The sequence below is a fragment of the Mycobacterium sp. SMC-17 genome, assembly GCF_045310915.1.
GTDB lineage: Bacteria > Actinomycetota > Actinomycetes > Mycobacteriales > Mycobacteriaceae > Mycobacterium.
In genome coordinates this window covers 173,130-197,954 of sequence record NZ_JBJIAK010000001.1, presented here as the reverse complement: position 1 = coordinate 197,954, position 24,825 = coordinate 173,130, and the positions used below count along the sequence as shown (strand labels likewise).

At 68.4% G+C, this 24,825-nt stretch carries 27 protein-coding genes and 1 tRNA gene; 11 read left to right on the top strand and 17 right to left on the bottom strand.

Annotation, left to right across the window (positions count from 1 at the left end):
* Positions 1-29 precede the first annotated feature (29 nt).
* Genes ACJH7A_RS00875 through ACJH7A_RS00865 form a run of 3 tightly spaced genes read left to right on the top strand, consistent with a single transcriptional unit; the run spans position 30 to position 3,020 of the window.
* Positions 30-902 (top strand): carbohydrate ABC transporter permease, encoded by an 873-nt coding sequence (locus ACJH7A_RS00875; RefSeq protein ID WP_406801290.1) that lies wholly within the window; start codon positions 30-32, stop codon positions 900-902.
* Complete coding sequence (locus ACJH7A_RS00870; protein WP_406801289.1) at positions 889-1,701, top strand: carbohydrate ABC transporter permease; 813 nt, start codon at positions 889-891, stop codon at positions 1,699-1,701. The genes ACJH7A_RS00875 and ACJH7A_RS00870 overlap by 14 nt, the downstream gene beginning before the upstream one ends.
* On the top strand, positions 1,698-3,020 hold the full coding sequence (locus ACJH7A_RS00865; protein ID WP_406775428.1) for an ABC transporter substrate-binding protein: 1,323 nt from the start codon (positions 1,698-1,700) through the stop codon (positions 3,018-3,020). Before ACJH7A_RS00870 ends, ACJH7A_RS00865 begins: the two co-directional genes overlap by 4 nt.
* Here the strand turns inward: ACJH7A_RS00865 and ACJH7A_RS00860 are convergent.
* Positions 3,017-3,853, bottom strand: a complete 837-nt coding sequence (locus ACJH7A_RS00860) for an energy-coupling factor transporter transmembrane protein EcfT (protein ID WP_212812221.1) — start codon at positions 3,851-3,853, stop codon at positions 3,017-3,019. The genes ACJH7A_RS00865 and ACJH7A_RS00860 overlap by 4 nt on opposite strands.
* Positions 3,850-5,877: an ATP-binding cassette domain-containing protein gene (locus tag ACJH7A_RS00855; protein WP_406801288.1), complete on the bottom strand. Its 2,028-nt coding sequence runs from the start codon at positions 5,875-5,877 to the stop codon at positions 3,850-3,852. Before ACJH7A_RS00855 ends, ACJH7A_RS00860 begins: the two co-directional genes overlap by 4 nt.
* Positions 5,878-5,977: 100 nt before the next feature.
* On the opposite strand from ACJH7A_RS00855, the gene ACJH7A_RS00850 reads away from it, so the two are divergent.
* A complete protein-coding gene (locus ACJH7A_RS00850) occupies positions 5,978-6,421 on the top strand; it encodes a MarR family winged helix-turn-helix transcriptional regulator (RefSeq protein WP_135355795.1) in 444 nt (147 codons plus the stop codon).
* A gap of 3 nt (positions 6,422-6,424) precedes the next feature.
* Here ACJH7A_RS00850 and ACJH7A_RS00845 read toward each other — a convergent pair whose 3' ends face one another.
* Positions 6,425-6,925, bottom strand: coding sequence for an LppP/LprE family lipoprotein (locus ACJH7A_RS00845; protein WP_406801287.1), 501 nt, complete (start codon positions 6,923-6,925; stop codon positions 6,425-6,427).
* Between the two features lie 256 nt (positions 6,926-7,181).
* Between ACJH7A_RS00845 and ACJH7A_RS00840 the strand changes: the two genes are divergently transcribed.
* The 3 genes from ACJH7A_RS00840 to ACJH7A_RS00830 all read left to right on the top strand — a co-directional run bounded on the left by ACJH7A_RS00840 (position 7,182) and on the right by ACJH7A_RS00830 (position 9,822).
* Positions 7,182-8,837: a cellulase family glycosylhydrolase gene (locus ACJH7A_RS00840; protein ID WP_406801286.1), complete on the top strand. Its 1,656-nt coding sequence runs from the start codon at positions 7,182-7,184 to the stop codon at positions 8,835-8,837.
* Between the two features lie 85 nt (positions 8,838-8,922).
* Complete coding sequence (locus ACJH7A_RS00835) at positions 8,923-9,321, top strand: hypothetical protein (protein WP_212812225.1); 399 nt, start codon at positions 8,923-8,925, stop codon at positions 9,319-9,321.
* 30 nt (positions 9,322-9,351) lie between these two features.
* Positions 9,352-9,822 carry a GNAT family N-acetyltransferase gene (locus ACJH7A_RS00830; protein WP_406801285.1) on the top strand — a complete coding sequence of 157 codons (471 nt, stop codon included), beginning with the start codon at positions 9,352-9,354 and terminating at the stop codon, positions 9,820-9,822.
* 5 nt (positions 9,823-9,827) lie between these two features.
* On the opposite strand, the gene ACJH7A_RS00825 is transcribed toward ACJH7A_RS00830, so the two are convergent.
* The 3 genes from ACJH7A_RS00825 to ACJH7A_RS00815 all read right to left on the bottom strand — a co-directional run bounded on the left by ACJH7A_RS00825 (position 9,828) and on the right by ACJH7A_RS00815 (position 11,341).
* The gene (locus ACJH7A_RS00825; RefSeq protein ID WP_406775434.1) at positions 9,828-10,679 is read right to left on the bottom strand and encodes a DUF2382 domain-containing protein; all 852 of its coding nucleotides are present in this window, start codon (positions 10,677-10,679) and stop codon (positions 9,828-9,830) included.
* A gap of 176 nt (positions 10,680-10,855) precedes the next feature.
* Positions 10,856-11,086: a hypothetical protein gene (locus ACJH7A_RS00820; RefSeq protein WP_133427281.1), complete on the bottom strand. Its 231-nt coding sequence runs from the start codon at positions 11,084-11,086 to the stop codon at positions 10,856-10,858.
* 182 nt (positions 11,087-11,268) lie between these two features.
* Positions 11,269-11,341: transfer RNA gene (locus ACJH7A_RS00815), tRNA-Asn, on the bottom strand.
* Between the two features lie 158 nt (positions 11,342-11,499).
* Here ACJH7A_RS00815 and ACJH7A_RS00810 point away from each other — a divergent pair.
* A complete protein-coding gene (locus ACJH7A_RS00810) occupies positions 11,500-11,742 on the top strand; it encodes a hypothetical protein (RefSeq protein WP_212812228.1) in 243 nt (80 codons plus the stop codon).
* A 38-nt stretch (positions 11,743-11,780) separates the two neighbouring features.
* Here ACJH7A_RS00810 and ACJH7A_RS00805 read toward each other — a convergent pair whose 3' ends face one another.
* The 3 genes from ACJH7A_RS00805 to ACJH7A_RS00795 all read right to left on the bottom strand — a co-directional run bounded on the left by ACJH7A_RS00805 (position 11,781) and on the right by ACJH7A_RS00795 (position 15,326).
* Positions 11,781-12,062: a hypothetical protein gene (locus ACJH7A_RS00805; RefSeq protein WP_212812229.1), complete on the bottom strand. Its 282-nt coding sequence runs from the start codon at positions 12,060-12,062 to the stop codon at positions 11,781-11,783.
* An 80-nt stretch (positions 12,063-12,142) separates the two neighbouring features.
* Positions 12,143-14,032 (bottom strand): DNA primase, encoded by a 1,890-nt coding sequence (gene dnaG, locus ACJH7A_RS00800; protein ID WP_406801284.1) that lies wholly within the window; start codon positions 14,030-14,032, stop codon positions 12,143-12,145.
* Positions 14,033-14,057: 25 nt separating this feature from the next.
* The gene (locus ACJH7A_RS00795) at positions 14,058-15,326 is read right to left on the bottom strand and encodes a deoxyguanosinetriphosphate triphosphohydrolase (protein ID WP_346414413.1); all 1,269 of its coding nucleotides are present in this window, start codon (positions 15,324-15,326) and stop codon (positions 14,058-14,060) included.
* 63 nt (positions 15,327-15,389) lie between these two features.
* Here ACJH7A_RS00795 and ACJH7A_RS00790 point away from each other — a divergent pair, with 63 nt between their 5' ends.
* On the top strand, positions 15,390-17,348 hold the full coding sequence (locus ACJH7A_RS00790; protein ID WP_406801283.1) for a TPM domain-containing protein: 1,959 nt from the start codon (positions 15,390-15,392) through the stop codon (positions 17,346-17,348).
* A 13-nt stretch (positions 17,349-17,361) separates the two neighbouring features.
* Here the strand turns inward: ACJH7A_RS00790 and ACJH7A_RS00785 are convergent, their stop codons facing one another.
* From ACJH7A_RS00785 to ACJH7A_RS00770, 4 genes are all read right to left on the bottom strand, one after another.
* Positions 17,362-18,201 (bottom strand): SDR family oxidoreductase, encoded by an 840-nt coding sequence (locus ACJH7A_RS00785; protein WP_406801282.1) that lies wholly within the window; start codon positions 18,199-18,201, stop codon positions 17,362-17,364.
* A 69-nt stretch (positions 18,202-18,270) separates the two neighbouring features.
* Positions 18,271-18,705 (bottom strand): hypothetical protein, encoded by a 435-nt coding sequence (locus ACJH7A_RS00780; RefSeq protein ID WP_406801281.1) that lies wholly within the window; start codon positions 18,703-18,705, stop codon positions 18,271-18,273.
* Positions 18,705-19,916 (bottom strand): EspA/EspE family type VII secretion system effector, encoded by a 1,212-nt coding sequence (locus ACJH7A_RS00775; protein WP_406801280.1) that lies wholly within the window; start codon positions 19,914-19,916, stop codon positions 18,705-18,707. Before ACJH7A_RS00775 ends, ACJH7A_RS00780 begins: the two co-directional genes overlap by 1 nt.
* Positions 19,917-20,028: 112 nt before the next feature.
* A complete protein-coding gene (locus ACJH7A_RS00770) occupies positions 20,029-21,414 on the bottom strand; it encodes a glycine--tRNA ligase (RefSeq protein WP_318985304.1) in 1,386 nt (461 codons plus the stop codon).
* A gap of 150 nt (positions 21,415-21,564) precedes the next feature.
* Between ACJH7A_RS00770 and ACJH7A_RS00765 the strand changes: the two genes are divergently transcribed.
* The gene (locus tag ACJH7A_RS00765; RefSeq protein WP_212812237.1) at positions 21,565-21,921 is read left to right on the top strand and encodes a metalloregulator ArsR/SmtB family transcription factor; all 357 of its coding nucleotides are present in this window, start codon (positions 21,565-21,567) and stop codon (positions 21,919-21,921) included.
* Positions 21,918-22,313, top strand: a complete 396-nt coding sequence (locus ACJH7A_RS00760; protein WP_212812238.1) for a Fur family transcriptional regulator — start codon at positions 21,918-21,920, stop codon at positions 22,311-22,313. Before ACJH7A_RS00765 ends, ACJH7A_RS00760 begins: the two co-directional genes overlap by 4 nt.
* A 3-nt stretch (positions 22,314-22,316) precedes the next feature.
* On the opposite strand, the gene ACJH7A_RS00755 is transcribed toward ACJH7A_RS00760, so the two are convergent.
* The 4 genes from ACJH7A_RS00755 to recO are packed head-to-tail and all read right to left on the bottom strand — an operon-like array spanning position 22,317 to position 24,816.
* Entirely contained in the window at positions 22,317-22,721 is a 405-nt protein-coding gene (locus ACJH7A_RS00755; protein WP_406801279.1) for an NUDIX domain-containing protein, read from the bottom strand.
* A 7-nt stretch (positions 22,722-22,728) separates the two neighbouring features.
* On the bottom strand, positions 22,729-23,142 hold the full coding sequence (locus ACJH7A_RS00750; protein ID WP_212812240.1) for a hypothetical protein: 414 nt from the start codon (positions 23,140-23,142) through the stop codon (positions 22,729-22,731).
* Positions 23,142-24,026 (bottom strand): decaprenyl diphosphate synthase, encoded by an 885-nt coding sequence (locus ACJH7A_RS00745; protein WP_212812241.1) that lies wholly within the window; start codon positions 24,024-24,026, stop codon positions 23,142-23,144. Before ACJH7A_RS00745 ends, ACJH7A_RS00750 begins: the two co-directional genes overlap by 1 nt.
* On the bottom strand, positions 23,971-24,816 hold the full coding sequence (recO, locus tag ACJH7A_RS00740; RefSeq protein ID WP_406801278.1) for a DNA repair protein RecO: 846 nt from the start codon (positions 24,814-24,816) through the stop codon (positions 23,971-23,973). Before recO ends, ACJH7A_RS00745 begins: the two co-directional genes overlap by 56 nt.
* Between the last annotated feature and the right edge of the window lie 9 nt (positions 24,817-24,825).

Genomic DNA, 24,825 nt, shown 5'->3' with positions numbered 1-24,825 from the left:
GTAGTAGCACCACACGCTTTAATGATCCGGTGGCACGCCGCAGGTTTCGGGACACCCTGACCGGCTATGCGCTGCTCGCCCCCAGCCTGTTCGGCGTGGTGATGTTCCTGCTGCTCCCCATGCTGGTCGTCGGCTGGCTGAGCCTGCAGCGGTGGGACCTGCTCGGACCCATCCGGTTCGTCGGACTCGACAACTGGCACGCCGTGCTGACCGACCCGACATTCGACCGCTCGCTGGCGGTGACGCTGGGTTTCGTCGCACTGGTGGTGCCGGTCCAGACGGTGCTGGGTCTGGCGGCCGCGATGCAGCTGGCCCGCGGACTGCCGGGCACCGGATTCTTCCGCACGCTCTATGTCCTGCCCTGGATCTGCTCGCCCTTGGCGATCGCGGTGCTGTGGCGCTGGATTCTCAGCCCCACCGACGGCGCAGTGAGCACCGTGCTCGGGCACCGCATCGAATGGCTGACCGACCCCACCCTGGCGCTGCCGCTGGTTTCGGCGGTGACCGTGTGGACCAACGTCGGCTATGTGACGCTGTTCTTCCTCGCCGGAATCCTGGCCATCCCCAACGACGTTCACGACGCGGCCCGCATCGACGGGGCGAGCGCCTGGCAACGGTTCCGCCGCATCACGCTGCCGATGCTGCGGCCGACATTCTTCTTCGTCCTGGTGACGGGTGTCGTCAGCGCGGCGCAGGTCTTCGACACCGTCTACGCGCTCACAGGCGGCGGCCCCGAGGGCCGCACCGACCTGATCGCCCACCGCATCTATGCCGAGGCCTTCGGCTCGGCGGCCGTGGGCCGCGCCGCGGTCATGGCCCTCATCCTGTTCGTCCTGCTGCTCGGCATCACGCTGGTGCAGCACCTCTACTTCCGCCGGCGGGTCACCTATGACCTCACGTAACGCACTCATCTATACGGTGCTGGTGCTCACCGCTGCGATCACCCTCGTGCCGTTCGGCCTGGGCCTGCTGACGTCGTTCACCTCGGCGCGCCAGTTCAACACCGAATCGCCGCTGTCCCTGCCGAATCCACCGACGCTGGCCAACTACACCGCCCTGTCCGACGCCGGCTTCGGCCGGGCCGCGCTGGTCACCGCGTTGATGACCGCGGTGATCCTGTTGGGCCAGCTGGCGTTTTCGGTGACCGCCGCGTACGCCTTCGCCCGGCTCGAATTTCCGGGACGCGACACCCTGTTCTGGCTGTACCTGGCGACGCTGATGGTGCCCGCGACGGTGACGGTCGTGCCGCTGTATCTCATGATGGCCGAGGCCGGGCTGCGTAACACCTTCTGGGCGTTGGTGCTGCCGTTCATGTTCGGCTCGCCCTACGCGATCTTCCTGCTGCGCGAGTACTTCCGGTCCATCCCGGCCGACCTGATCCGCGCCGCCCGCATCGACGGTGCCGGCACGCTGGACGTCATCGTGCACGTGGTGCTGCCAGCCAGCCGGTCGATTCTCGTCACGCTCGGACTGATCACCGTTGTCTCGCAATGGAACAGCTTCATGTGGCCGCTGGTGATCACCAGCGGCTCGTCCTGGCGGGTGCTGACCGTCGCGACCGCAGGGCTGCAATCCCAGTTCGACACCCAGTGGACCGTCGTACTCGCCGCGACGACCGTCGCGATCGTGCCGCTGATCCTGCTGTTCAGCGTGCTGGGCCGGCACATCGTCCGCTCGATCGTCGTCACCGGCTTGAAATGAAGTTCTCGACCCGGTTCGTCATCGCGCTGGCCGCCACCATGGCGGTGCTGCTGGTGGCCGCCGTGCTGATGGGCCGGACGCAGGACACCGGGAAAACCGTTGTCACGGTGCGGCTGTGGGACGCGCAGGTCGCAGCCGCGTACCGGTCGTCATTCGCGGAGTTCGCCCGCCGGCATCCGGGCATCGAGGTCCGGGTCGACGTCGTCGCCTATGCGTCGTACTTCGATTCGCTGCGCACCGATGTCGCCGGCGGCGGCGCCGACGACATCTTCTGGCTGTCCAACGCCTACCTGGCCGGCTACGCGGACACCGGCCGGCTGCTCGACATCGGAAAGTTGTTGGGCCGCGGCGCCGCCGATGCGTGGGAGCCGTCGGTGAATCAGCAGTTCACCCGCGACGGGACGCTGTGGGCGGTACCGCAACTGACCGACGGCGGCATCGCGGTGTACTACAACGCCGACCTGCTGGCGGCCGCCGGCGTCGAGCCCGCCGACCTGGATGCGGTGCGCTGGTCTCCCGGCGCCGATGACACGCTGCGTCCGCTGTTGGCCCGGCTGACGCTGGATCGGCACGGAAACCAGGCCGGGACACCGGGATTCGACCCCGAGCAGGTACGGCAGTGGGGCTACAACGCCGCCAACGATCTGCAGGGTATCTATCTCAACTACATCGGTTCGGCCGGTGGGATATTCAGCGACGGTGACCGGTTCGCGTTCGACAATCCGGGAGCCCGGGAGGCTTTCGAGTACCTGGTGCGGCTGATCAACACCGACCACGTCTCCCCTTCTGCCGCCGACACCAACGGCAACGGCGACTTCTCCCGCAACCAGTTCCTGCAGGGCCGCATGGCGCTGTTCCAGTCGGGCACCTACAACCTGGCTGCCATCGCCGATCAGGCGCGCTTCCGGTGGGGTGTGGCCATGCTGCCCAGCGGACCGGACGGCCGCGTCAGCGTCACCAACGGGATTGCCGCCGCGGCCAATTCGGCCACCCGCCATCCCGATGCGGTGCGCGCGGTACTGCAGTGGATGGGCAGCGCCGACGGAAATGCGTTCCTGGGCACCAAAGGGGCGGCAGTGCCTGCCGTATTGGCTGCCCAGCCGGTCTACTTCGACTACTGGAAACGGCGCGGTGTCGACGTGCAGCCGTTCTTCTCGGTGCTGGACGGCCCCCGTCTCCCGGCCCCCGGCGGCGCGGGCTTCCCGGCCGGGTTCCTCGCCATCAGGCCATTTTTCGACGAGATGTTCCTGGGCCGCGCGCCGGTCGCATCAACCCTGGCCGATGCCCAGCGCGCAGCCAATGCCGCCTCTGATCGCTAAAGCCGGTGGGTGGCCAGCGGCGTGGCCACCTCGACCCACAGCGACAACGCGCACATCGCGACGACCATCAGCAGCGCCACCGTATCGGCCCGTCCCGGCCGTGCCGGACTGGCGACGATCTGGCCCACACCACCGCGCGCCGTGATGGCGTCGCCCATCTCATCGCCGCGGCGCAGCGCCACCGTGATGGCGGCCGCCAGCAGGTCGACGATCTCGGCGCGGCGCTGCCGGCTACGCTCCCGTCGCGTCTCGGGCCGCACCTTCGGCCGCAACCGGCGGGCCGCGAACAGCACCCGGTATTCGTCGATCAACATCGGGAAGGCGCGCAGCGCCAAGGCCAGCGTGACCGCCCACTCGTCGACAGGGATGCGCAGCCACTTCAGCGGCCGACCCAAAGTGGCCACCGCGGGCGCGATTTCAGCGACGTTGGTGGTCCACGAGACCAGCCCGCCGAGTCCCAGCAGCACGATCGACAGCACGGTGATCCGCAGGAAGTTCAGCAGACCACCCACTCCCAGATGCACAGACCCGAAGTCGAGGAACGGCTCGCCGCCGGCCAGGGCGGCCGTTCCACCACCGAGCAACAGCAGCACCCACACCAGGCGCGGTACCGACGGCAGCACGCTGCGCGGGATGTGGGCCAGCCACGCCGTGAGCAGCACCAGCAGGGCGACCAGGCCGATCGGCACCCAGCCGGGGTACATCGTCAGGACGATGCCGATCAGCGCCACCACGATGAGCTTGGTACCGGCCCACAGTTCGTGAATGGGCGACGTCCCCGGCACGGGACGCAGCAGCACCATCGACCGGCGCTGCGTCGCGGGAGCCGTCATGATCGTCCTCCCGCAGTGATCGGAGCCTCGACGAGTTCGCCGCGGTGCAGCCGCAGGATGCGCGGGCACAGTTCGTCGAGCCCGGCGAAGTCATGCGAGATGACGACGACCGTCAGCCCCGTGGTCCGGCGCAGTTCGGCGAGCAACGTCACCAGGCCGCGCTGGCTGGCCGCATCCAAGCCGGCCAGCGGCTCGTCCAGGATCAGCGCGCGGGGACGACGAGACAGCAAGCCCGCCAGCACGACCCGGCGCATCTGGCCGCCGCTGAGCTGATCGATGCGGCGGTCGGCCAGTTCGGGATCGAGCCCGACCATCGCGAGCGCCTCGGTGATCCGGACGGTGTCGCGCTTCGAGAAGCCCGCGGCCGAGGCGATTTCGGCACCGACGCGGGACCGCATCAACTGCAGCCGCGCCGCCTGGAACGAGATCGCCACGGCGCCAACCTGGTCGGAAACGGGCTTGCCGTCGAGTAGACAGCTGCCGGTGGTCGGCACCGTGAGGCCGGCCAGAATCCAGGCCAGTGTCGACTTGCCGGAGCCGTTGAGCCCGTGGATCAGCACACCCTCGCCCTCGTGGACGGTGAAGCTGATATCGCGCAATGCCGTTGATTCCCAGGGCGTCCCGCTGCCGTACTGGTGTCCCACACCTTGGACTTCGAGCACGGCCGGGCCGTCGGGTTCGACGCCGGCGGACACGATCGGCACCGGTGCGGTCGCGACCATCTCGATGTTGTCACTGGCGCCGTCGAGCCGGACGACCCGGTCAGCCGAGTCGGCCTCGTCGTTGTAGTGCGTGATGTGCACCAGCGAGGTGCGGTGGTGACGGGTGAGGTCGGACAGCACCGAGAGCAGCACGTCGCGGCCCTCCTGGTCGACCATGCTGGTGACTTCGTCGGCGATCAGCAGTGCCGGCTCGCGGGCCAGGGCGGCGGCGACGGCGAGGCGCTGCAGTTCGCCACCGGACAGCCCGCCGGTGTCGCGGTCCGCCATGCCGCTCAAACCGACTTCGCCCAACAGCTTTTCGACGTCGATGGTCGTCCCCGACGGCAGGCCCCACACCACATCGTCGGCGACGCGGGTGCCGAGCACCTGACTCTCCGGATGCTGCATGACGACCGCGGTGCCGCCGGCCTTGCCAAGCCCCACCGCACCCGGCCGGTCGATGGTGCCGGCAGTCGGCGCACGGCCGGCGAGCGTCAGCATGAGGGTGGTCTTGCCCGATCCGTTGGCGCCCGTGACGGCGACATGTTCACCCGCGTCGATGTCCATGCTGACCGGGCCGAGCGCATCGCGATCGGTGCCCGGATACCGGAATCGGACGTCGCGCAGGCGCGCCGGCACCGGTGCGACGAGGCCGGTGGATTCGACGGTGTCGAGCTTGTGCACATCGGGAATTCCGAAGAGCCGCTTCAGCACCCGCGACAACGCCCACCAGCCCAGCAGCGTGACGACGACGATGTGCATGATGACGGAGATCATCACCGGCACCGGCCAGTAGTGCAGGAACACGGCGAAATCGGTGCGCAGATCCTCGGCCGCGCGCTCCCCGCCAGGGACCGCCGCGATGATGTTGGCGATGCCGTGGATGTTCGAAGTCATCGACGCGAAGATCAGCTCTCGCAGCCGCGCCACCACGAGCAGGATGCCGATGACGTACGCGCCGAATGCGGCGCCTGCGACCACCGAAGCCCACAGGACCGTGGCGATGCCCCGCCCCGTGCGCTTGACGATGCCCGTCAGGCCGCCGATGTAGGCACAGAACACCACGGTCATCAGTCCGCCCATGCCGGCGATGAGGAACGCGATGGTGCTGCCGGCGATGGTCGCGGCGACCAGCACCCGAATCCGGTAGCGGTAGGCCAACAGTCCCATCGGGACCGTGCCCAGCATGCCGAGCCCCGCGGCGAACGGGACTACGACGGCGATGATGGCGGTGGCCGCGCTCAGTGCCGCCATCACAGCGGCCTGGGCGTACTCGCCCGGATCGAGGGGACCGGCCTTATCTCGGGTGCCGGCAGCAGTCATTGCACAATTCTGCCAGCTGCGTAGACGAGTAAACTTGACGGTGTTGTGACCGTCACCACTCCCGGCGGCAGGTTCGACTACATAGAGAATCTATGGAACCATGTTGAACATGACAGTTGCACCGGCGACCGAAACGACCCTCGCCTCGGATCTGCTCGCCGTCGTCGCACGCATCAACCGCCTGGCCAATCAGCGCGTCCGGCTCCCGCTGCCCTTCGCCCAGGCCCGGTTGCTCTCCACCATCGAAGCCGAGGGCCGCGCCCGCATCTCCGATCTCGCCGCGCTCGACCACTGCTCACAACCGACGATGACGACCCAGGTCCGTCGCCTCGAGGACGCCGGGCTGGTGTCCCGCACCATCGACCCCGACGACGCCCGCGCCGTCCTCATCAGCATCACGCCGCAGGGCATCGCCACGCTTGCGCAGGTACGGGCCGACCGCGGCAACGCCATCGACCCGTTCATGGAGGAACTCGACAGCACCGACCGGGACACCCTGGCGGCCGCCGTCGAGATCATGCGCGGCCTGCTCGCCGCGCACTGACGCTCACGGCCCGGGGATCGGGTCCAGCGCCTTGAGTGCGCCGCCGTCGACGGTGAACCGCACACTGCCGATGCCGGTCGGCATTCCCGGCTGATCCTTGGGCTGCTGCCACTGGTACTGCACCGTCACGCTGTCCGGAGCGCTCGCGGTCACCGTGATGTACGGCCGCGCGTTGGGCGTCGGTGTGCCGATCATCGTGTTCTTGTTGAAGAACACCACCTGCTGCAGGCTGTCCGGCGTCGAATTGTTCTGCCCGACCTGCACCCAGTACAACGCGCAGTTCGCGGTGTGGCCGCTGCCCATCTGAGTCCACTTGCCCGAGGGCGGCGCCGGCAGCGCGTAGACGGATGCGGTCACGACGTTCTGCGCCGGCCCGTCGGCGGGTGTGCACTTGTCGGCCTGAGGCTCCGGGTCCGGACCTTTCGGGCTCCAGCCGCATCCGGCCGTGAGCAGGGCAGATGCCGAGAGCAGAACGAACGCTGAGGAGTAGCCGATGGACCGCATGCGGCCAGACTACGGCCAAGTGCACCAAGCTTTTTGCCAGCAACCTGGTTGCCCGCAGTTTGCACGGGGCACCCAAACCTTGTCTTTGACGCCCCGGCGGGGTTAGCCGGGAGCGAAATCAATTGTGATTAGGGGAATTTCGATGTGGCACAGACAGAAGCGAGGTCAACAGCAACGGCCGGTGATCAAGACCGGTGTGAGAGTGGCAATCTCGGCGGCATTGCCCGTTGGGGTTGCGGGTCTGATTTTTGCGAGCGTGGGCACCGGTCCTGGACCGGCGCCCTATTTGCTGTCCGCGGCGATCACCGAATCGAACACGACGGTGGGTTTCGCCGATTCGGACATCATCGGGATGTCGAATGCCGACATCAACAAGACACTCGACGAGATGCAGTCCCTCGGCGTGCAGAACGTGCGGATTCTGCTCCCGTGGAACAACATCGAGCCCGCACCGGGCTATTGGAACTGGAGCACCGTCGACACCCTGGTGAACGCTGCCGCCGAACGCAACATGGGCATCCTCGGCGTGCTCAACGCGACGCCGGCGTGGGCAGTGCAGCCCGGTTATCCGGCCGTGGCCGCGCCGCCGGCCGACAACACGCAGTACGCGCAATTCGTCAGCGCAGTGGCGGAGCGCTACGCGGGCAAGGTGTCGGCCTACGAGGTGTGGAACGAGCCCAACGCGGCGCCCTCCTGGTACCCGACACCCGATCCCGCGGCGTACACCCGACTGCTGCAGGCGGCATATCCGGCGATCAAGGCCGCTGATCCCAACGCGACGGTGATCGGCGGCGTGGTCGGTTGGGTCACCGATACCCCTGGCCTGGCCATCAACGCGGCCTCATACGTCCAGGGCATGTACGACAACGGAGCCCAAGGATATTTCGACGCGCTCTCGTTCCACCCGTACCAGTACCAGGTGCCCTTCGGGAACGGCACGCCGTACGGGCCGGTGGCCCCGATCAACCAGCTCGCGACGATCCATCAGGAAATGGTCGCGGCCGGCGACGGCAGCAAGCAGATCTGGGCAACCGAGTACGGAGAGCCGACCTCGGTCGTCGACAACAACACCCAGGCGGCGTTCATCTCCAACTTCCTGAACTCGTGGAGCAGCTTCGACTACACCGGGCCGATGTTCATCTACACCACCCGCGACCGGAACACCGCCAGCACGAGCGACCAGGACACTCTCGGTGTCTTCCAGACGGATTGGACGCCCAAGCCCGCGGCGAACGTCATCGCCCAATGGACGGCGACGCATCCGCAGACGCCGATCGGCGCGCCGGACCCGGCGACGGTCTCGAGCCCCATGATGGCTCTCACGACACTCAGCGCCACCAGATCCCTTGCCGACCCATCGGTTTCGACACTGAGCGCCACCGCCGATCCCGTTGCCGACCCATCGGTTTCGACGATGCGCACTGCCTCCGGTGATCCTGCGGCAGCGCTGAAGACGACGAGCACGACCTCGGCAGCAACCGACCCGGCGACCGACCCGGCGGCGGTGCCCGTGATCGCCGGCCCGATCGCCGCGGCCACCACGCCCGTCACTGCCGTCCCGGCGACGCCTGCCGCTCCGGCCACCCCGGCCACCGCAGCCACGCCGGCAGTCCCGGCCACCGCCACCACTCCGGCGACACGGGCCACCCCGGCAACACGGGCCACCCCCGCCACACCGGCAGCTCCCGCGACGCCGGCCGCACCCATCTCGGCGGCCGTGCCAACGGCCCCTGCCGCGCCAAAGGCGTTGGCGCCCACAGCGTCAGCGGCAACCTCGACGGCAACCGCCGATACCGCAGCACCGGCGGCGTCCTCGAAGGCAACGGCACCGAAACAGAGCCCGAAGGCGAAGTCGGCGCCGACGAACTCCGGCCCGAAGAACACCGCGCCGAAGAGCACCACGAAGAAGTAGCGTCATCCAGTCATCCGGGGCGGTGCGCGCGCCGCTCCGGATAGCTGTGCGTTTCGCGGCACTGTCGCGCGGGTAAACAATGGCCATGTCGATCACGGTCGGTAGTGGGCCACCGGAGTATGACGGTGATTTGCCTGGAGGCGTCGCCGGTCTCTACGGCGGCGGCACCTGGCCGGCCGCGGGCAGCAAGGCGCAACGTCGCGTACTGGCGCTTGCCGTCGGCGTTCTCGTCGGCCTGCAACGACGGCGGTGGCAGGATGCGGCCGTCGAGTTGATCGGCGTCGCCCACGATTCCGACATGTCGCCGTACGTCCTGGCCGAGGCGCTGGTCGAGCTGTCCGGCGGCCATTCGCTGCGGCTGGCGGGAGGGTCTCGACCCGACGCGATGCGAATCGCTCTGAAGCATTGGGGCGACCTCCTGACTCCCCCGGCGGCCGCCGACGAAGAACCGAATTCCGGCCCGGATCACGTCCTGGCTTGGTGAGGCGACCCGGCGTGTCTTTACGCTGAGAACGTGACCACGACGCAAGAATTCGCACTCCGGCCATGCCACGGGCCCGCGGAATGGCCGGAGCTCCTACGGATCTGGCGTAGCGCGGTCGAAGCGACGCATGACTTCCTGACTGCCGGCGACATCGATTTCTACGAGCGCCGGCTGGCCGAGGAGTACCTGAAGATGGTCGACCTCACGGTCGCGGATTCCGACGGTGTGCCGGTCGGCTTCTCGGGTGTCGCCGGCGGCAACCTGGAGATGTTGTTCATCGACCACCAGCACCGTGGTCGTGGCGCTGGCTCGGTCCTGCTGGCCGACGCGCGGGCCAAGAATCCGGGGCTGCTGGTCGACGTGAACGAGCAGAATCCACAAGCGGTCGGGTTCTACCAGCGTCACGGCTTCGTCACCCTGAGCCGGTCGGAGACCGACGGCGACGGGCGACCGTTTCCGATCTTGCATCTGGGCCCGCCCCCGTCGGCTCCGCTCGACTGAGATGGTCAGCGCTGACGGCGGTGCACGCCTTCCGCGTTGATCTCTTCGCGGCGCACGTTCTCGGTGATCTGCTTGTTCTCGGTGACCTCGTCGACTGCGAGTCGAACCCGTTCGACAGGAACCGATTCCTTGCTCACGACGACCTTGTCCTCGTGCAGCGTCACTTCGCGCTGGTCGTCGGCGATCCGGTTGTCACGGGCATGGGACGGGTCGGTGATGGCGGCGCGCTCCACGCGCACCTCTTCGTGGGTGACGGGCACCTGGACGGTCTGTTGCTCGGTCACCACATGCTTGTTGAGGCGGGCCGTACCCGACGTCGCGCGCTCGGTGCCCACCTGCAGGTGCTCCTCCGAACGGATCATCTCCGGCCCGGTCTGAGCAGTGGGCGACGCCTGGGAGGCGTGGGCCGACGTGTTCGCCGAGGTGCCGCCGATGCCGCCAAGGGCCGGTGCCGCTCCGCGCAGGTGCTTGCCGCCATTGGACGGCGGGGTCTCGGGGCCGGGCTGCGGCGCGGGTCGCTGCCCAGGCTGCGGGGTGGCCGGCCGATCGGACCGCATGCCGTAGTACTGCATCAGGGTGGCTTCGTCGGCCGGGCTGATCCGGTCACGGATGTCCACGTGCGGGGCGTTCTTGACGGCGCTCTTCGCCACGGCCACCTGCACCGAATCGTCGCCGTCGGGGCGCGCGCCCGCCAGCGGGACCAGCGACTCCGAAATACCGAAGAGGCCGGTGTGAACGGATGCCCACTTGGGCTGCCTGCTCTGTGCGTCCAGATAGAGCTCGTGGATCTTGCCGATCTTCTCGCCAGACGGGTCGTAAGCGGTCGCTCCCTTGATCTGTTCCAAAACGTTCGTCATAGATTCGCTCCCTTTCGTCCGTACTCCTATTTCCCATTGCGCCGCAGACCCGTTCGGGCCCACGTGGGCGTGTTGACGGCGATCTCGGTCGGTCCCGGTTGCCGCACGCGGCAACACCACACCGAAAAGGCGCTCAAACGCCTTTTTCTCGAGTGCTTTTGGGATCTGCCGGCGGCTCAGACGTGCCGGCCGTGGAGGTGCGGATGGTGCTCACTGAGCAGCATGCCCGACAGCAACCACACGGCGCCGAAGGTCGCAGCGGCAAGCGAAACGATCATCGCCACTGCGCCGAACGTCAGATATCCGGCCACCATCGCGACGGCTCCGACGACCAGGGCCACGAAACTCGTGGCGATGGTCACCAGGCCCGGCACCATGGCGCCGACCGAGGTACGCGATTCGTTCATGCCTTGCGGGTACCCGTGAGCGTGGGCACCAAACTCCGGGCGCGCACCGAGCGTGGGTCTTTTCGAGGTCACGCGCCAGAAAAATCACGTCAGGCCGCACGCTCGGCGCAGGGCCCGAGGCGAGGCCGACGCAGTAGCCCCGGAATGCAAAATGACCAGCACTTCCGTGCTGGTCACCGTTGCTCCCCCGATTGGACTCGAACCAATAACCGCCCGATTAACAGTCGGGAGCTCTGCCAATTGAGCTACAGGGGATTGTGCTCAGGCCCTGGGCGCGTGTCCCTGAACCGAGGCATGACTCTAGCGCATGACTGCGCGGATCTTTGAATCGGCTGGTAGCTGCCGGTCGGGCCAGACGCATCGGCGATCGTGAGGCAGGATGGAGCCACGCACCGTCATCAGGGAGGGGTCCAGTGATCCGAGCCGTCGCCGTCATGGCCGTTGGCTATGTTCTGGGAGCCAAAGCAGGCCGTCGCCGTTACGAGCAGATCGCCGGCACATACCGCGCCATCACCGAGAGCCCGATGACCAAGGCGATGCTGGATGCCGGGCGGCGCAAGCTGGCCGACAAGGTGTCACCGGACCCGAACATGGTGCGGTTGACGGCTATCGACTCACAGACCGCTGTGCTGCATCCGGAGTCGGTTCACGACTGACCCGACCGACAATCGGGCGGTTATCGGTGCGGGCGGCGTCAGCCGAGCGGCTGGTTCCAGCTCTGGCCCGGCAGCAGCGGGCCGCTGCTGATGCCGCCCTGCGGTCCCCAGACGCCCCACGGCGTGCCCACGTTCACCGGCTGGCCGTTGGAACGGCCCATGCAGTAGCCGTCTTCCTTGTTACCGAACCAGGCGAGGCAGCCACCGTCGGCCGTCGTCTGCGATGACGGGGCGCTGCTGAGCGCAACGACGACGGGGGCGGCCACTGCGGTGGCCACGAGCGCTGCTGCGGCGAAGAGCCGGGTTGCTCCGAAGGTCATGATTGGCCTCTCCCCTGGGGTCGGTTCTGCCCCACCATATCGCGCAGACTGCGTCCCCGCGTTACAGCAGACGAAAGCCCTCAGCTGAGATCGTCGCCGCTGGCCTGCTGCAGCAGGCTGCGCCGGTACTGCTCCATGGCGACGAGGTCGCCGAACAGGGCGTGGTACTCGTCGCTCTGCTCGACGGGCGACATGCGCTGCAGTTTCGACTTCAGCTCGGCGATCTCGCGGCCGACCCAGACCTCCTGCAAGCGGGCCAGCACGCTCGCGATGTACCGCGGCAGCTTGTCCTCTTCGGCCTGGAAGGCCTCGACCGACAGTTCGTTGATCAGGTTCGCGGCCGACGGCTCGGCCGCCCGGACCGCCTCGATCCATTCCGCACCGCCCAGGCCCGAAGATGTCCCGCCTGCCGCGGTGATCGCCTGCCGGACGGCGGCGTACCCGGGATGGGTGAAGCTGTCGACCGGCAGCCCGTCGAACACCGGGCCGGCCATCGCCGGGTACTGCAGAGCCGACTTGAGTGCCTCGCGCTGCGGCCACAGCGTCGGGTCCTTCGGGTTCGGGCGCCCCACTGCCGCGGCCGGGGCCGCCGGCGCCGCCGGACGCCGCGCGTCCCGCTTCGACGCCGCCGGGCCCGACTTGGCGGTCTCGCGCACCCGCGCGATCACCTGTGCCACGTCGTCCCAACCGACCCAGCCGGCGAGCTGGCGGGCGTACTCGTCACGCAGGGTGGGGTCCTTGATCCGGGCCGTCAGCGGCACACACCGGCGCAGCGCCGCGACGCGGCCCTCCGCGCTGTCCAGGTCGTGCTCCTCGAGCGCGGTGCGAATCACGAACTCGAACAACGGGGTTCGGCGCGCTACCAGATCCCGCAGCGCACCGTCACCGGACTTGAGCCGCAGATCGCACGGATCCATGCCGTCGGAGGCGACCGCCACGAACGACTGCCCAGTCAGATTCTGTTCGCCCTCAAAGGCTTTCACGGCGGCGGCGCGTCCGGCGGCGTCACCGTCGAACACGTAGATCAGCTCGCCGCGAAAGAAGTTGTCGTCCATCATCAGGCGCCGCAGCATCGACAGGTGCTCGTCGCCGAAGGCCGTGCCGCACGATGCGACCGCGGTGGTCACCCCGGCAAGGTGCATGGCCATGACGTCGGTGTAGCCCTCGACGACGACGGCCTGATGGCCCTTGGCGATGTCACGCTTGGCCAGGTCGAGGCCGAACAACACGTGGGACTTCTTGTACAGCACCGTTTCCGGCGTGTTGACGTACTTGGCTTCCATGTGGTCGTCGTCGAACAGGCGGCGGGCGCCGAACCCGATCACCTCACCCGTCGCGCCCCGGATGGGCCACAGCAGCCGGCGGTGGAAGCGGTCCATGGGGCCGCGGCGCCCCTCGCGGGACAACCCGGCGGCCTCCAGCTCCTTGAAGGTGAATCCCTTGCGCAGCAGGTGTTTTGTCAGGGTGTCCCAGCCCGACGGGGCGAATCCGCAGCCGAAACGCTTGGCGGCGTCGGCGTCGAAGTTCCGGTCGATCAGGTACTGGCGGGCGGCGGCGGCTTCCGCCGACTGCAACGCCTCGGCGTAGAACTCCTGCGCGGCGGCGTTGGCGGCGAGCAGGCGGCTGCGGCTGCCCTTGTCGCGCTGCACGTTGGTGGTCGACGACCCCTCGTAACTGATGGTGTAGTTCAGCCGGTCGGCCAGCAGCTCCACGGCTTCGACGAAGGTGACGTGCTCGATCTTCTGCACGAACGCGTAGACGTCGCCGCCCTCGGCGCAGCCGAAGCAGTGGAACAGCCCGTGGTTGGGCCGCACATGGAACGACGGCGACTTCTCGTCGTGGAACGGGCACAGGCCTTTGAGCGAGTCGGCGCCCGCGCGCCGCAGCTGCACGTGCTCGCCGACGATGTCCTCGATGCGGGTGCGTTCACGAATGGCCGCGATATCGCGATCAGGAATCCGGCCGGCCACGCGCCCAGTGTAGGCGGCGCGGGATTCAGTCCAGCGGCCGCGGCGAGCGCGCCTCGTGCACGCGTTCCAGCCGGGTCTCGGTGTACGACGCGATCTGGTCGACGACCACCCGCAGCCGGGCCCCGTCGTCGTCGGCGAGGGCGAACTCGGCGGCGAACTGCGGGTCGAGACTCGCCGGGGCCTGGCCCCACAGTGACAGCGCGACCTCGCGGACCATGGTGCGCTGGTCGGCCTGAATCTGCAGGTGCTGGTGGTCGGACATGATGAACTGCAGGGCCAGCATCTTGAGCACGGCCACCTCGGCCCGGACCAGGGTCGGCACCGCGAGCTCGGCGTCGAAACGGCGCATCGTCGCGCGGCCCGCCTGCTTCTTGGTCTCGGTGACCGCGGCATTGGCGAACCGGCCGACCAACTCACTGGTGAGCCGCTTGAGCGCCACCGACGTCGCGACCGAACCGTCGTACTTGCCGACGGCGGTGACGACGGGCAGCTGCGACAACCGCGCGGCGGCGGCCAGCATGTCGTCGTGCGTCACCGTCGGATGCGACCGGGCACCCAGTTTGGCCAGGGTGTCGGCGGCGTCGGCGTCGGCGAGGACGCGCAAGTCGATACGGCCCGAGATGATGCCGTCCTCGACGTCGTGCACGGAGTACGCGACGTCGTCGGCCCAGTCCATGACCTGGGCTTCCAGGCACAGCCGCTCGGCGGGCGCGCCCTCCCGCACCCAGGCGGCGGCCGCCGCGTCGTCGTCATAGAAGCCGAACTTCACGCGGTCCTCGCGGAACCACGGGTATTTGATCACGGCGTCCAGTGCGGCCCGGGTCAGGTTCAGACCAGCCGAACGTCCTTCGCTGTCAAGCGTTTTCGGTTCGAGCCGGGTCAGGATGCGGAAGTTCTGGGCATTGCCCTCGAACCCGCCGAACGGCTTGGCGATCTCGTCGAGCGCGCGTTCGCCGTTGTGGCCGTAGGGCGGGTGGCCGATGTCGTGGGCCAGACCGGCGAGGTCGACCAGGTCGGGATCACAGCCCAGACCCACCGCCATGTGGCGCCCGATCTGCGCCACTTCGAGCGAGTGGGTGAGCCGGGTGCGCGGGGTCTCGCCCTGCCGGGGTCCGACCACCTGGGTCTTGTCGGCCAGCCGGCGGAGCGCGGCGCTGTGCAGCACACGGGCCCGGTCCCGCGCGAAATCCGTGCGGTGGCCGGAATCGGTGCCGGGCAGCGTGGCGCTCTTCGTGCCCTCCCCGACCAGCCGCTGCCGGTCGAAGTCGCTGTATCCGTCGCTTGCAATGCCCACGGCCGAAGTCTGCCAGCCCGGGCGCGTCCGCTTACCACATACCCTGTCACTACATTGAGCGACATGCGCATCGTGCGAGTGCTCTGGCTGATGATTTCGGTCCTGTTGGTGGGAACGCTGCTGGCCCCGGTCGCGTGCGCTGAACCACCCATGCGGCTCCCGGACTACGTCACCGACGAGGCCGGTGCGCTCAACGCGCAACAACACAGCCAGGTCTCCGGCGCGGTGCAGCAGCTGTACGACAAGCGCGGTACCCGGTTGTGGGTCGTCTATGTCGACACCTTCTCCGGGTCCAGTCCCCGCGACTGGGCAGAAAGCACCTGGCGCAAAAGCTTTCTGGGCAACCACGACGCCATCCTTGCCGTGGCGATCAAGGATCGTGCCTACGCGCTCCTGGTCCCCGAGGCCGCGACGGGCGATGTGGACGTCGACCGCCTGCGCCAGGAGGTCGTCGAGGCCAAGCTGCACGACGGCGACTGGGCGGGCGCGGCCGTCGCGGCAGCCGACGGACTTCGGGGGGCCTCGTCTGCGCCGTTCAACTGGGTCGGGCTGGTGATTGCGCTTGCGGTCATCGGCGTCGCGTTCGCCGGGCTCATCTGGTGGGCCCGGCGGCGGCGTCGGCAGCGCCGGCAGGCCGACCTCAACGCCGCGCAGCAGGCCGACGCCACCGATCCCGCCGTCCTCGCGAAGATGTCGCCGGAGACCTTGGAGGACCTGTCCAAGTCGATCCTCGTCGAGGTCGACAACGCCGTGCGCACCAGCGACAACGAGCTGGCCCTGGCCGTCGGCGAATTCGGCGAGCGCGACACCGCGCCGTTCATCGCCGCCGTGCAGAACGCGAAAGCCGCCATGGCACAGGCGTTCAGCGTGCGCCAGACGCTCGACGACGCGGTGCCCGAGACGCCGCAACAACGCCGCGATCTCCTGACCCAGGTGGTCGTCTCGGCGGCCCGCGCCGACAGAGAACTGGAGAACCAGCGCACCGCCTTCCATCAGATGCGCGACCTTGTCATCAACGCGCCGACCCGGCTGGACGCGCTGACACAGCAGATGGTCGCCTTGACCGCCCGCATCGAGCCGGCCCAGCAGACCCTGACCGGGCTGCACGGCCAGTTCACCGAGACCGCACTGGCCTCGGTGGCCGGCAATGTGGACGGCGCCAGAGAGCGCCTGGCGTTCGCCGATCAGAACATCACCGCCGCCCGCGGATTGGTCAGCAAGCCGAGCGACAGTCAGGCCGCGCTGGTCAACGCCATCCGGGCCGCGGAATCCGCAGTGGGCCAGGCGCAACGCCTGCTCGATTCGGTCGACAGTGCCGCGACCGATATCGCCCACGCGATCAGCGCGCTGCCCGCCGCGATCACCGACATCCAGAACGGCATCGCGGCGGCGGAGGCCACACCGCCGGGCGCGCACTACGCCGAGCTGACGGCCGCGCGTACCGCTGCGGTACAAGCGGTTTCGAACGCGCAGGCGTCGGGCGCGGCCGATCCGCTGAGCGCGTTCACGCAACTGACCGCCGCCGACTCGCAGCTCGACAAGCTCCTCGCGACCATCTCGGAGGAAACCGCTGCCCTGAACCGGCTCCGGCAGTCGTTCGGTCAGGCACTGCTGGCGGCGCAGTCCCGGGTGCGGGGCGTCTCGGATTTCATCGACACCCGCCGCGGCAGCGTCGGTTCCGAAGCCCGTACCCGGCTGGCCGAGGCGCAGCGCCGCCTCGAAGCCGCCCAGGCAGCACAGGCCACCGACCTGCCGGCGGCCATCGAACAGGCCAACGCCGCGGACGCCCTGGCAGCTCAGGCCCAGAGACTGGCCGACGACGATGTCCGCGCCGCCCGCCAGGCCTACGCCGGGACGGGTTCGAGTACCGCAGGCGACATCGGCGGCATCATCATCGGCGGCATCTTGTCGGGGATGATCCGCGGCGGCGGCAGCGGTGGTGGCAGCCACGGGGGCGGTTGGAGCTCAACGAGTTTCGGCGGCTCCGGCGGCGGCTTCTCCGGCGGTGGCGGGCGGTTCTAGTCGCGGTGAGCGATCAGCCCGCCGCGGCGGCGCGGCGGGCCCGTTCCCGCATCGAGGCGACCACGCCGCCGTCGTTCAGGATGTCGGTGCCGGTGAGGTACCCGGCCCTGTCGCTGGCGCAGAACGCGAACAGCTCGGCCATCTCCTCGGCCTTGCCCCAGCGCGGTACCGCGGCGTTCATGACCATCGCACCGGCGCCCGCGTCGGCCTCGAGCAGTCCCATCTCGGTGTCGACCGAGCCCGGTGACACCGAAACGATGCGCAGCCCTTTGCCGTTGAAGCGCTCGGCCTGCGAGCTGCTGTACCACTTGACGAAATTCTTGCTCACGCCATAGGCCATGCCCGAGCGCAGTTCCTCGGGCGCGAACGCACAGGCCGCCAGCATCTCGGCCAGAAACGCGGCCTCATCGGTGAGGGCCAGCGGGAACTTCGCCGTCGGGATGATCTCGTCGGGCAGCAGGTGTGCCGCCATCGACGCCACGTTGACGATCGCCGCACCTGCGTCCGCGAAGCGGTAGAAGGCCTCGTTGACGTTGACGGTGCCGATCGCATTGGTGCGTGCCACGTACTCCGCCGGCCCCATGCTCGGGCTGACGCCGGCAGCGTGGATCACCGACACGATCGGACCGAACTCTGTTGCGGTGGCGAACAATTGGTCCACCGCGACCCGGTCGGTGACATCGGCGTGGACCGGTATTGCGGCGATCCCGAGACCGGACAGTTCTGCCGCCGCGGCGTCGAGACGGTCCTGACGCACATCGGCCAGCACCACTGTGTGGTCCCGCCCGACGATCTTGGCCGTCGCCCGGCCCATCCCGCCGGCACCGCCGGTGATCACCGAAACTCGTGTCATGGGCGCCACGCTATACCGAGAGTGCAACGGGATCGACGACGGGTGCTGAGAGACTGCTCAGCACTTCGGTCAGGTGGTGTACAGCGACAGGTGGACGTACACCTCGTCGGGCCCGCGCTCGTCGACGACGACCTCACGGTTGACCAGCTTGTGGTCCTTGGTCGTGACCTTGTCCTGCAGGAACAACGGCTTGGACGCGGTCGCCGGCGACGGCCCGGCGAGCACGGTGATGGTTTTCGGAATCTCGGACGGCCGCGGCTGCGCCGGGAACTGGCCCAGGAATTCGCGCAGCTGGCTGTCGGTCAGCCGCAGGGACAGCCGGTAGCGGGTGTCCCGGCCCGCATCGGTGGCGGTGGCCAGAACCTGCGCGCCGTGCGGCAGGGTCACATCGCCGAACGCCGCGGCCGTTTCCGCAGACACCTTCTGCTCTCCTGTTTTCTCGACCGAACACGCGGAGAACGCGCACATCACCAGGACGGCGGCCAACATTCCCAGGTGCCGCATCACCGCGGCACCCCGTCGTACGTCGCGACCGACGACGCACCCGCGATCTCGAATTCCCTTGCCATGCCTGCGGTCTGGAGGCCGCCCATGTCCTTGTCGGTGATCGTGATGGGTCCCACCTTGGTCTCCTTCCCTTCGTCCCAGTTGTACTGATCCGCCACGTTCACCTGCGATTCGACGTGGACGCGAGGCGGCCCGCCCGGAGTGTCCGGCGGGTAGACGGTGACCACCCCACCGACCGACATGTCGACGCCACCGACAGCGTGGTACCAGTCGGGATTGGCCTCGGCATCCATGTAGTAGCCGTCCCAGCCCGTCCGGAACGCCACCGGCCGGCCGTACTGCCCCGTCGCCGCGGCGTCCGCGACAATCCGGTTGACCTCGTCGTTGATCTTGGCGTCGGCTCGCGCGCGCATCTGCGGGATGTCGTTCATCATCGAATTCACATCGAGGTTGTAGGGCTTCCCGGTGTTGTCGAGATAGTGGTCCATCAGGTCGGCCGCATGCGGCCACTTGAGCCCGATCAATGGCAGCCCGGCCTCGATGGCGGCTTTGAAGGCGGCGTCGTCACCCCGCGCGTACCACGGCTGCGAACCCCACTCTCCAGCCCCGCCATCATGTTTCGCCCATGGCGGCGGCGCCGGAATGGTGTCGCCCGGATGTTTGTCGGCCGGCGGGTCCTCCGGTTTTCCGTTCGGATCGTCGGGATCGCGTCCGTCCCGCCCGGCGATTTCCTCATAGCCCGAACCGATCTCGCGGATGCGCGCCGCGATGGCATCCATATCGGCGTTCGACCGACTGATGATGTCGGCGATCTCGGCCGTCCCCTTCACCACCACGGGAAGCAGTACACGGTCGCCCGCGGCGGTGGGCGGCACGCTGGCGGCCGCGTCGACCACCCACTGTTTGACGGAGTCGAGATCGCGGCGGCCCGCCGTCACCACGGCAGCCGACCGGTCGACCTCGACACCGAGCCGTCGGTCGAGTTCGGCGAGCCTGCCGATGGCCCCGGCATGCGCGCGATTGCGGTCGTCGTACGCCTCGGCCGCGGTGCCCGTCCACTCGCCGCCGCTCGCCGCCGACAGCACTGTGCTGCGCAGTTCGTGGAACTGGTCGCTCATGTCGAATTCGGCACCGCCGACCGGCGTACCGGACCCGAACGTCGCGCGCGCGTCGTCCCACGTCGAAAGAAATGCGCCGAGAACCGTCACTGTCGCCCCCTCCGGCGTCCCTTGCCCCTGGCCCACAAGCCTATTCGAGCCCGCGGCGGGTCCCCGGCGGCAATTTCTCACCGGTGCGCATACGACGGTTGGCGGTCGGCCGTCAGCAGCCCTTGAGGCGCACCGCGAGGTAGTCGCTGACGGCGTCGATGGCGACGCGCTCCTGGGTCATGGCGTCACGCTCGCGGATGGTCACGGCGTGGTCCTCGAGCGAGTCGAAGTCGACCGTGATGCAGTACGGCGTGCCGATCTCGTCCTGGCGACGGTAGCGGCGGCCGATGGCGCCGGCGTCGTCGAACTCGACGTTCCAGTTCTTGCGCAGCTCGGCGGCCAGGTCGCGGGCCTTGGGCGACAGATCGGCGTTGCGCGACAGCGGCAGCACCGCGGCCTTGACCGGCGCGAGGCGCGGGTCGAGCTTGAGCACCGTGCGCTTGTCGACGCCGCCCTTGGCGTTGGGGGCCTCGTCCTCGTGGTACGAGTCGACCAGGAACGCCATCAGCGAGCGCGTCAGGCCGGCCGCGGGTTCGATGACGTACGGCACGTAGCGGGTGTCGGTGCCCTGGTCGTAGAACGACAGGTCGACGCCCGAGTGCTCGGCGTGCGTGCTGAGGTCGAAGTTGGTGCGGTTGGCGATACCTTCGAGCTCACCCCACGGGTTGCCGGCGAAGCCGAACTTGTACTCGATGTCGGTGGTGCCGGCGCTGTAGTGCGACAGCTTCTCCAGTGGGTGCTCGTAGAGGCGCAGGTTCTCCGGGTTGATGCCCAGGTCGACGTACCACTGGAAGCGGGTGTCGATCCAGTACTTGTGCCACTCCGGCGCGGTCGAGGGCTCGACGAAGAACTCCATCTCCATCTGCTCGAACTCGCGGGTGCGGAAGATGAAGTTGCCGGGCGTGATCTCGTTGCGGAAGCTCTTGCCGATCTGGCCGATGCCGAACGGCGGCTTCTTGCGCGCGGTGGTCACCACGTTGGCGAAGTTCACGAAGATGCCCTGCGCGGTCTCCGGGCGCAGGTAGTGCATGCCTTCCTCGGACTCGATGGGCCCGAGGTAGGTCTTGAGCATCATGTTGAAGTCACGGGGCTCGGTCCACTGGCCCTTGGTGCCGCAGTCCGGGCAGACGATCTCGTCCATCGGCACGGCATCGGGGTCATCGAGGCCCTTCTTCAGGGCGTAGGCCTCCTGCATGTGGTCCTGACGGTGCCGCTTGTGGCAGTTCAGGCACTCGACCAGCGGGTCGTTGAACACCGCGACGTGGCCCGAGGCCACCCACACCTGACGGGGCAGGATGATCGCGCTGTCCAGGCCGACGACGTCGTCGCGGGACGTGACGACGGACTTCCACCACTGGCGCTTGATGTTCTCCTTGAGCTCGACACCCAGTGGCCCGTAATCCCACGCAGACTTTGTGCCGCCGTAGATTTCGCCGGACTGGAAGACCAGACCACGGCGTTTGGCCAGGTTGGCAACGGTGTCGATGATGGACGCCACGATGTTCGAGCACTCCTCGAGTCAGCTGGGATGCAACCCGTCCAGCCTAAAGGCCCCGCTGATCGGCCAATGTCGCACCCACCTTTGACATGCGTATGCGCGCATGGAAAGCTAAATGAAAACTATTTCCAATAGTCGGGAGTTGCCGGGGTGCCACCCACCACTACGCATGACGAGCTCGACCACCAGCACAGCGGCGCGCCGTTTCCGTCGTCCCCGCCGCGGGACACGCTCGACGCCGCCGGCGACCTGCTGCGCGCCCTCGCCGCGCCCATCCGCATCGCCATCGTGATGCAGCTGCGGGAGTCACAGCGCTGCGTGCACGAACTCGTCGACGCCCTGGAAGTCCCGCAGCCCCTGGTCAGCCAGCACCTGCGCATTCTCAAGTCGGCCGGGGTCGTCGCCGGGGAACGCGCCGGCCGCGAGGTGATGTACCGCCTGGTCGACCATCACCTCGCGCACATCGTCGTCGACGCCATCGCGCACGTCGAGGAGGACCGGTCGTGAGCGCTCCCACCCGGTCCACCAAGCAGCGCACCGCGATCGCGGCGCTGCTCACCAACGTCGAAGAATTCCGGTCCGCACAGGAGCTGCACGACGAACTGCGCCGCCGCGGCGAAGGCATCGGCCTGACGACCGTCTACCGCACCCTGCAGTCGATGGCCGCGGCCGGACAGGTCGACAGCCTGCGCAACGACAGCGGTGAGGCGCTCTACCGGCGCTGCTCGCAGGCCCACCATCACCATCACCTCGTGTGCCGGCAGTGCGGCGCCACGGTCGAGGTGGCCGGCACCGAGGTCGAGGCGTGGGCCACCGAAACCGCTGCCGCCCACGGCTTTTCCGATGTCAGTCACACCATCGAGATTTTCGGGGTGTGCTCGGCCTGCACCGGCGCCTGAGGTTCAGGGCTCCAGAGCCGCCCGGCTCCGCGCCCAGCCCAGCACCGCCTCGGCCGTCAGCGGCGCCAGCTTGATGTCGCCGGGTGCCGACGGATCGATCCAGGCCATCTCCTCGATCTCGGCGGCGATCTGCGGCGCGCCGTCGAGCTGCACGAGGAACAGTTCGGCGTCGACCGTGTGCCCGGGTTCGTTGGCCGCGACCGCCGTGTGGTGACCCAACTCCCGCACGTCGGTGATGCCGACCCCGAGTTCCTCCCGGATCTCGCGGGCCAGCGCGTCGACCGGCGACTCCCCCGGTTCGAACTTGCCGCCGGGTTGCATGAACGTCGTCGTGCCACGTTTGCGGACGACCAGCAGGTGCCCGCGTTCGTCGGCGACCACCGCGGCGACGATCCGGATGACGGTCACGTCGGCGTCACGACGTCAGGTCGGCCCGCACGTCGACACCGGTGGACAGCACCAGCATGACGAGGGTGGACAAGGCGTCGTCGCTGAGTCCGGCGGCCGGGAAGTTGTAGCGCAGCATCACGTCGCCGACCTTCTTGGCGCCGTTGGACCGTGGATCACCGGCCCGCTCGACCAGCACCACCGAGCCGAGCATGGTGCGACCCGCGTGATCGGCCACGCGGTCCCGAACCTTGTTGTCGAGCTTGATATCCCACGCCAGTGGCTGCGTCAGTGAGACCAGGTCGAGTCCCTCGCCGATGTTCACCACGCGCAGTGACGCCACCGTCCCGTCGTGTGCGACGGTGAGGGCGCCGTCGGTCTCTTCGACGATGGTCACCGAATCCGCGAGCACGGCTGCCAACCGCTGCAACAAGTCCGCCATCAGGCCCTCCCGAACCGTCGGTTGCGGTTGACGTACTCCTCGCACGCGGCCCACAGGTCGCGGCGGTCGTAGTCCGGCCAGAGCTTGTCCTGGAAGACGTACTCGGCGTACGCCGCCTGCCACAGCATGAAGTTGCTGGCGCGCTGCTCGCCCGAGGTGCGGATGAACAGGTCCACGTCGGGGATGTCGGGGCGGTGCAGGTGCTTGGCGAACGACGCCTCGGAGATGCGGTTCGGGTTGATCTTGCCGGCCGCCGCCTGCTCGGCGAGTTCGCGCGCCGCTTCGACGATCTCGGTACGCCCGCCGTAGTTCACGCAGTAGTTGACGGTGATGACGTCGTTGCCGACGGTCATCTGCTCGGCGATGTCGAACTCCTTGATGACGCTGCTCCACATGCGCGGCCGCGACCCGACCCACCGCATGTTGACGCCCATCGCGTTGAGGTTCTCGCGGCGGCGGCGCACCACCTCGCGGTTGAAGCCCATCAGGAACCGCACCTCTTCGGTGCTGCGCTTCCAGTTCTCGGTGGAGAACGCGTACACCGACAGGTGTTTGATGCCCAGTTCGATGGCTCCGCAGGTGATGTCGATCAACACCGCCTCGCCCATCTTGTGGCCCTCGGTGCGTCCGAGCCCGCGCTGGGTGGCCCACCGGCCGTTGCCGTCCATGACGACGGCGACGTGGTTGGGTACCTGGTCGGCGGGAATCTGCGGTGCGACGGCCTTGGACGGATGCTGCGGCGGCCGTGCGAAGCGGCCGTTGGAGTTCGGTGGGAGCTCCGGGAAGACCACCGGCCAGGTCGAAACGTCCGGGAAAATCGGATAGTCGTCAGGCGCCTGAGGCAGCTGTGGATAGCTGGTCTTGCGCGCCCGGTTGAGTGCCATGGGCAATATCCTGCCTGAGTAGGGTCACGCGCTGCTCAATGAGTGCGGTATCGGGACGGTACGCACGCTCGACGAGGGGCAATGTCCGCAGCTGACGCTCCAGATGCCACTGCAGGTGCGCGGCCACCAGCCCGCTGGCCTGGCTGCGGTGCCCGCTCGGCGAGGCCTGCGCAAACTCCCAGTCGCCGTCGTGCAGCGCGGCCATCAGATCCAGCACACCCTGCGGCGGGGTGACCGATCCCGACGGCCGGCAGTGCACGCAGACGCTGCCGCCGGCCGCGACATGGAACGCCCGGTGCGGACCGGGTGCGGCGCAGCGCGCGCACTCGGTGATGGCCGGCGCCCAGCCGGCGATCCCCATGGCCCGCAGCAGATAGGCGTCGAGCACCAGTTCACGGGGCCGGCTGCCGTCGGCGACGGCCCGCAGTGCGCCGACGGTGAGCCGCTGCAGCGCCGGCATCGGGTTGCGTTCCTCACCGGCCAGCCGCTCGGCGGTCTCCAGGATGGCGCAGCCGCAGGTGTAGCGGCCGTAGTCGTTGACGATGTCGGCGGCGAACGCGTCGAGGGACACCACCTGGGTGACGATGTCGAGGTTGCGGCCGGGATGCAGCTGCACATCGATGTGGGCGAACGGCTCCAGCCGCGAGCCGAACTTGCTGCGGGTCCGCCGCACGCCCTTGGCCACCGCGCGGACCAGCCCGTGTTCGCGGGTGAGCAGCGTGACGATCCGGTCGGCCTCGCCGAGCTTGTGCTGGCGCAGCACGACCGCTCGATCCCGGTACAACCGCATCGGGCGATT

What these genes read in the sequence shown, in the direction of transcription:
- ACJH7A_RS00870 (WP_406801289.1), top strand. Translation starts at nt 889, where the DNA reads ATGACCTCACGTAACGCACTCATCTATACGGTGCTGGTGCTCACCGCT.
- ACJH7A_RS00790 (WP_406801283.1), top strand. Translation starts at nt 15,390, where the DNA reads ATGCGCATCGTGCGAGTGCTCTGGCTGATGATTTCGGTCCTGTTGGTG.
- ACJH7A_RS00785 (WP_406801282.1), bottom strand. Translation starts at nt 18,201, where the DNA reads ATGACACGAGTTTCGGTGATCACCGGCGGTGCCGGCGGGATGGGCCGG.
- ACJH7A_RS00805 (WP_212812229.1), bottom strand. Translation starts at nt 12,062, where the DNA reads ATGACCTTCGGAGCAACCCGGCTCTTCGCCGCAGCAGCGCTCGTGGCC.
- ACJH7A_RS00825 (WP_406775434.1), bottom strand. Translation starts at nt 10,679, where the DNA reads ATGACGAACGTTTTGGAACAGATCAAGGGAGCGACCGCTTACGACCCG.
- recO (WP_406801278.1), bottom strand. Translation starts at nt 24,816, where the DNA reads ATGCGGTTGTACCGGGATCGAGCGGTCGTGCTGCGCCAGCACAAGCTC.
- ACJH7A_RS00865 (WP_406775428.1), top strand. Translation starts at nt 1,698, where the DNA reads ATGAAGTTCTCGACCCGGTTCGTCATCGCGCTGGCCGCCACCATGGCG.
- ACJH7A_RS00855 (WP_406801288.1), bottom strand. Translation starts at nt 5,877, where the DNA reads ATGACTGCTGCCGGCACCCGAGATAAGGCCGGTCCCCTCGATCCGGGC.
- ACJH7A_RS00750 (WP_212812240.1), bottom strand. Translation starts at nt 23,142, where the DNA reads ATGGCGGACTTGTTGCAGCGGTTGGCAGCCGTGCTCGCGGATTCGGTG.
- ACJH7A_RS00745 (WP_212812241.1), bottom strand. Translation starts at nt 24,026, where the DNA reads ATGGCACTCAACCGGGCGCGCAAGACCAGCTATCCACAGCTGCCTCAG.
- ACJH7A_RS00860 (WP_212812221.1), bottom strand. Translation starts at nt 3,853, where the DNA reads ATGACGGCTCCCGCGACGCAGCGCCGGTCGATGGTGCTGCTGCGTCCC.
- ACJH7A_RS00780 (WP_406801281.1), bottom strand. Translation starts at nt 18,705, where the DNA reads ATGCGGCACCTGGGAATGTTGGCCGCCGTCCTGGTGATGTGCGCGTTC.
- ACJH7A_RS00850 (WP_135355795.1), top strand. Translation starts at nt 5,978, where the DNA reads ATGTTGAACATGACAGTTGCACCGGCGACCGAAACGACCCTCGCCTCG.
- ACJH7A_RS00820 (WP_133427281.1), bottom strand. Translation starts at nt 11,086, where the DNA reads ATGAACGAATCGCGTACCTCGGTCGGCGCCATGGTGCCGGGCCTGGTG.
- ACJH7A_RS00835 (WP_212812225.1), top strand. Translation starts at nt 8,923, where the DNA reads ATGTCGATCACGGTCGGTAGTGGGCCACCGGAGTATGACGGTGATTTG.
- ACJH7A_RS00845 (WP_406801287.1), bottom strand. Translation starts at nt 6,925, where the DNA reads ATGCGGTCCATCGGCTACTCCTCAGCGTTCGTTCTGCTCTCGGCATCT.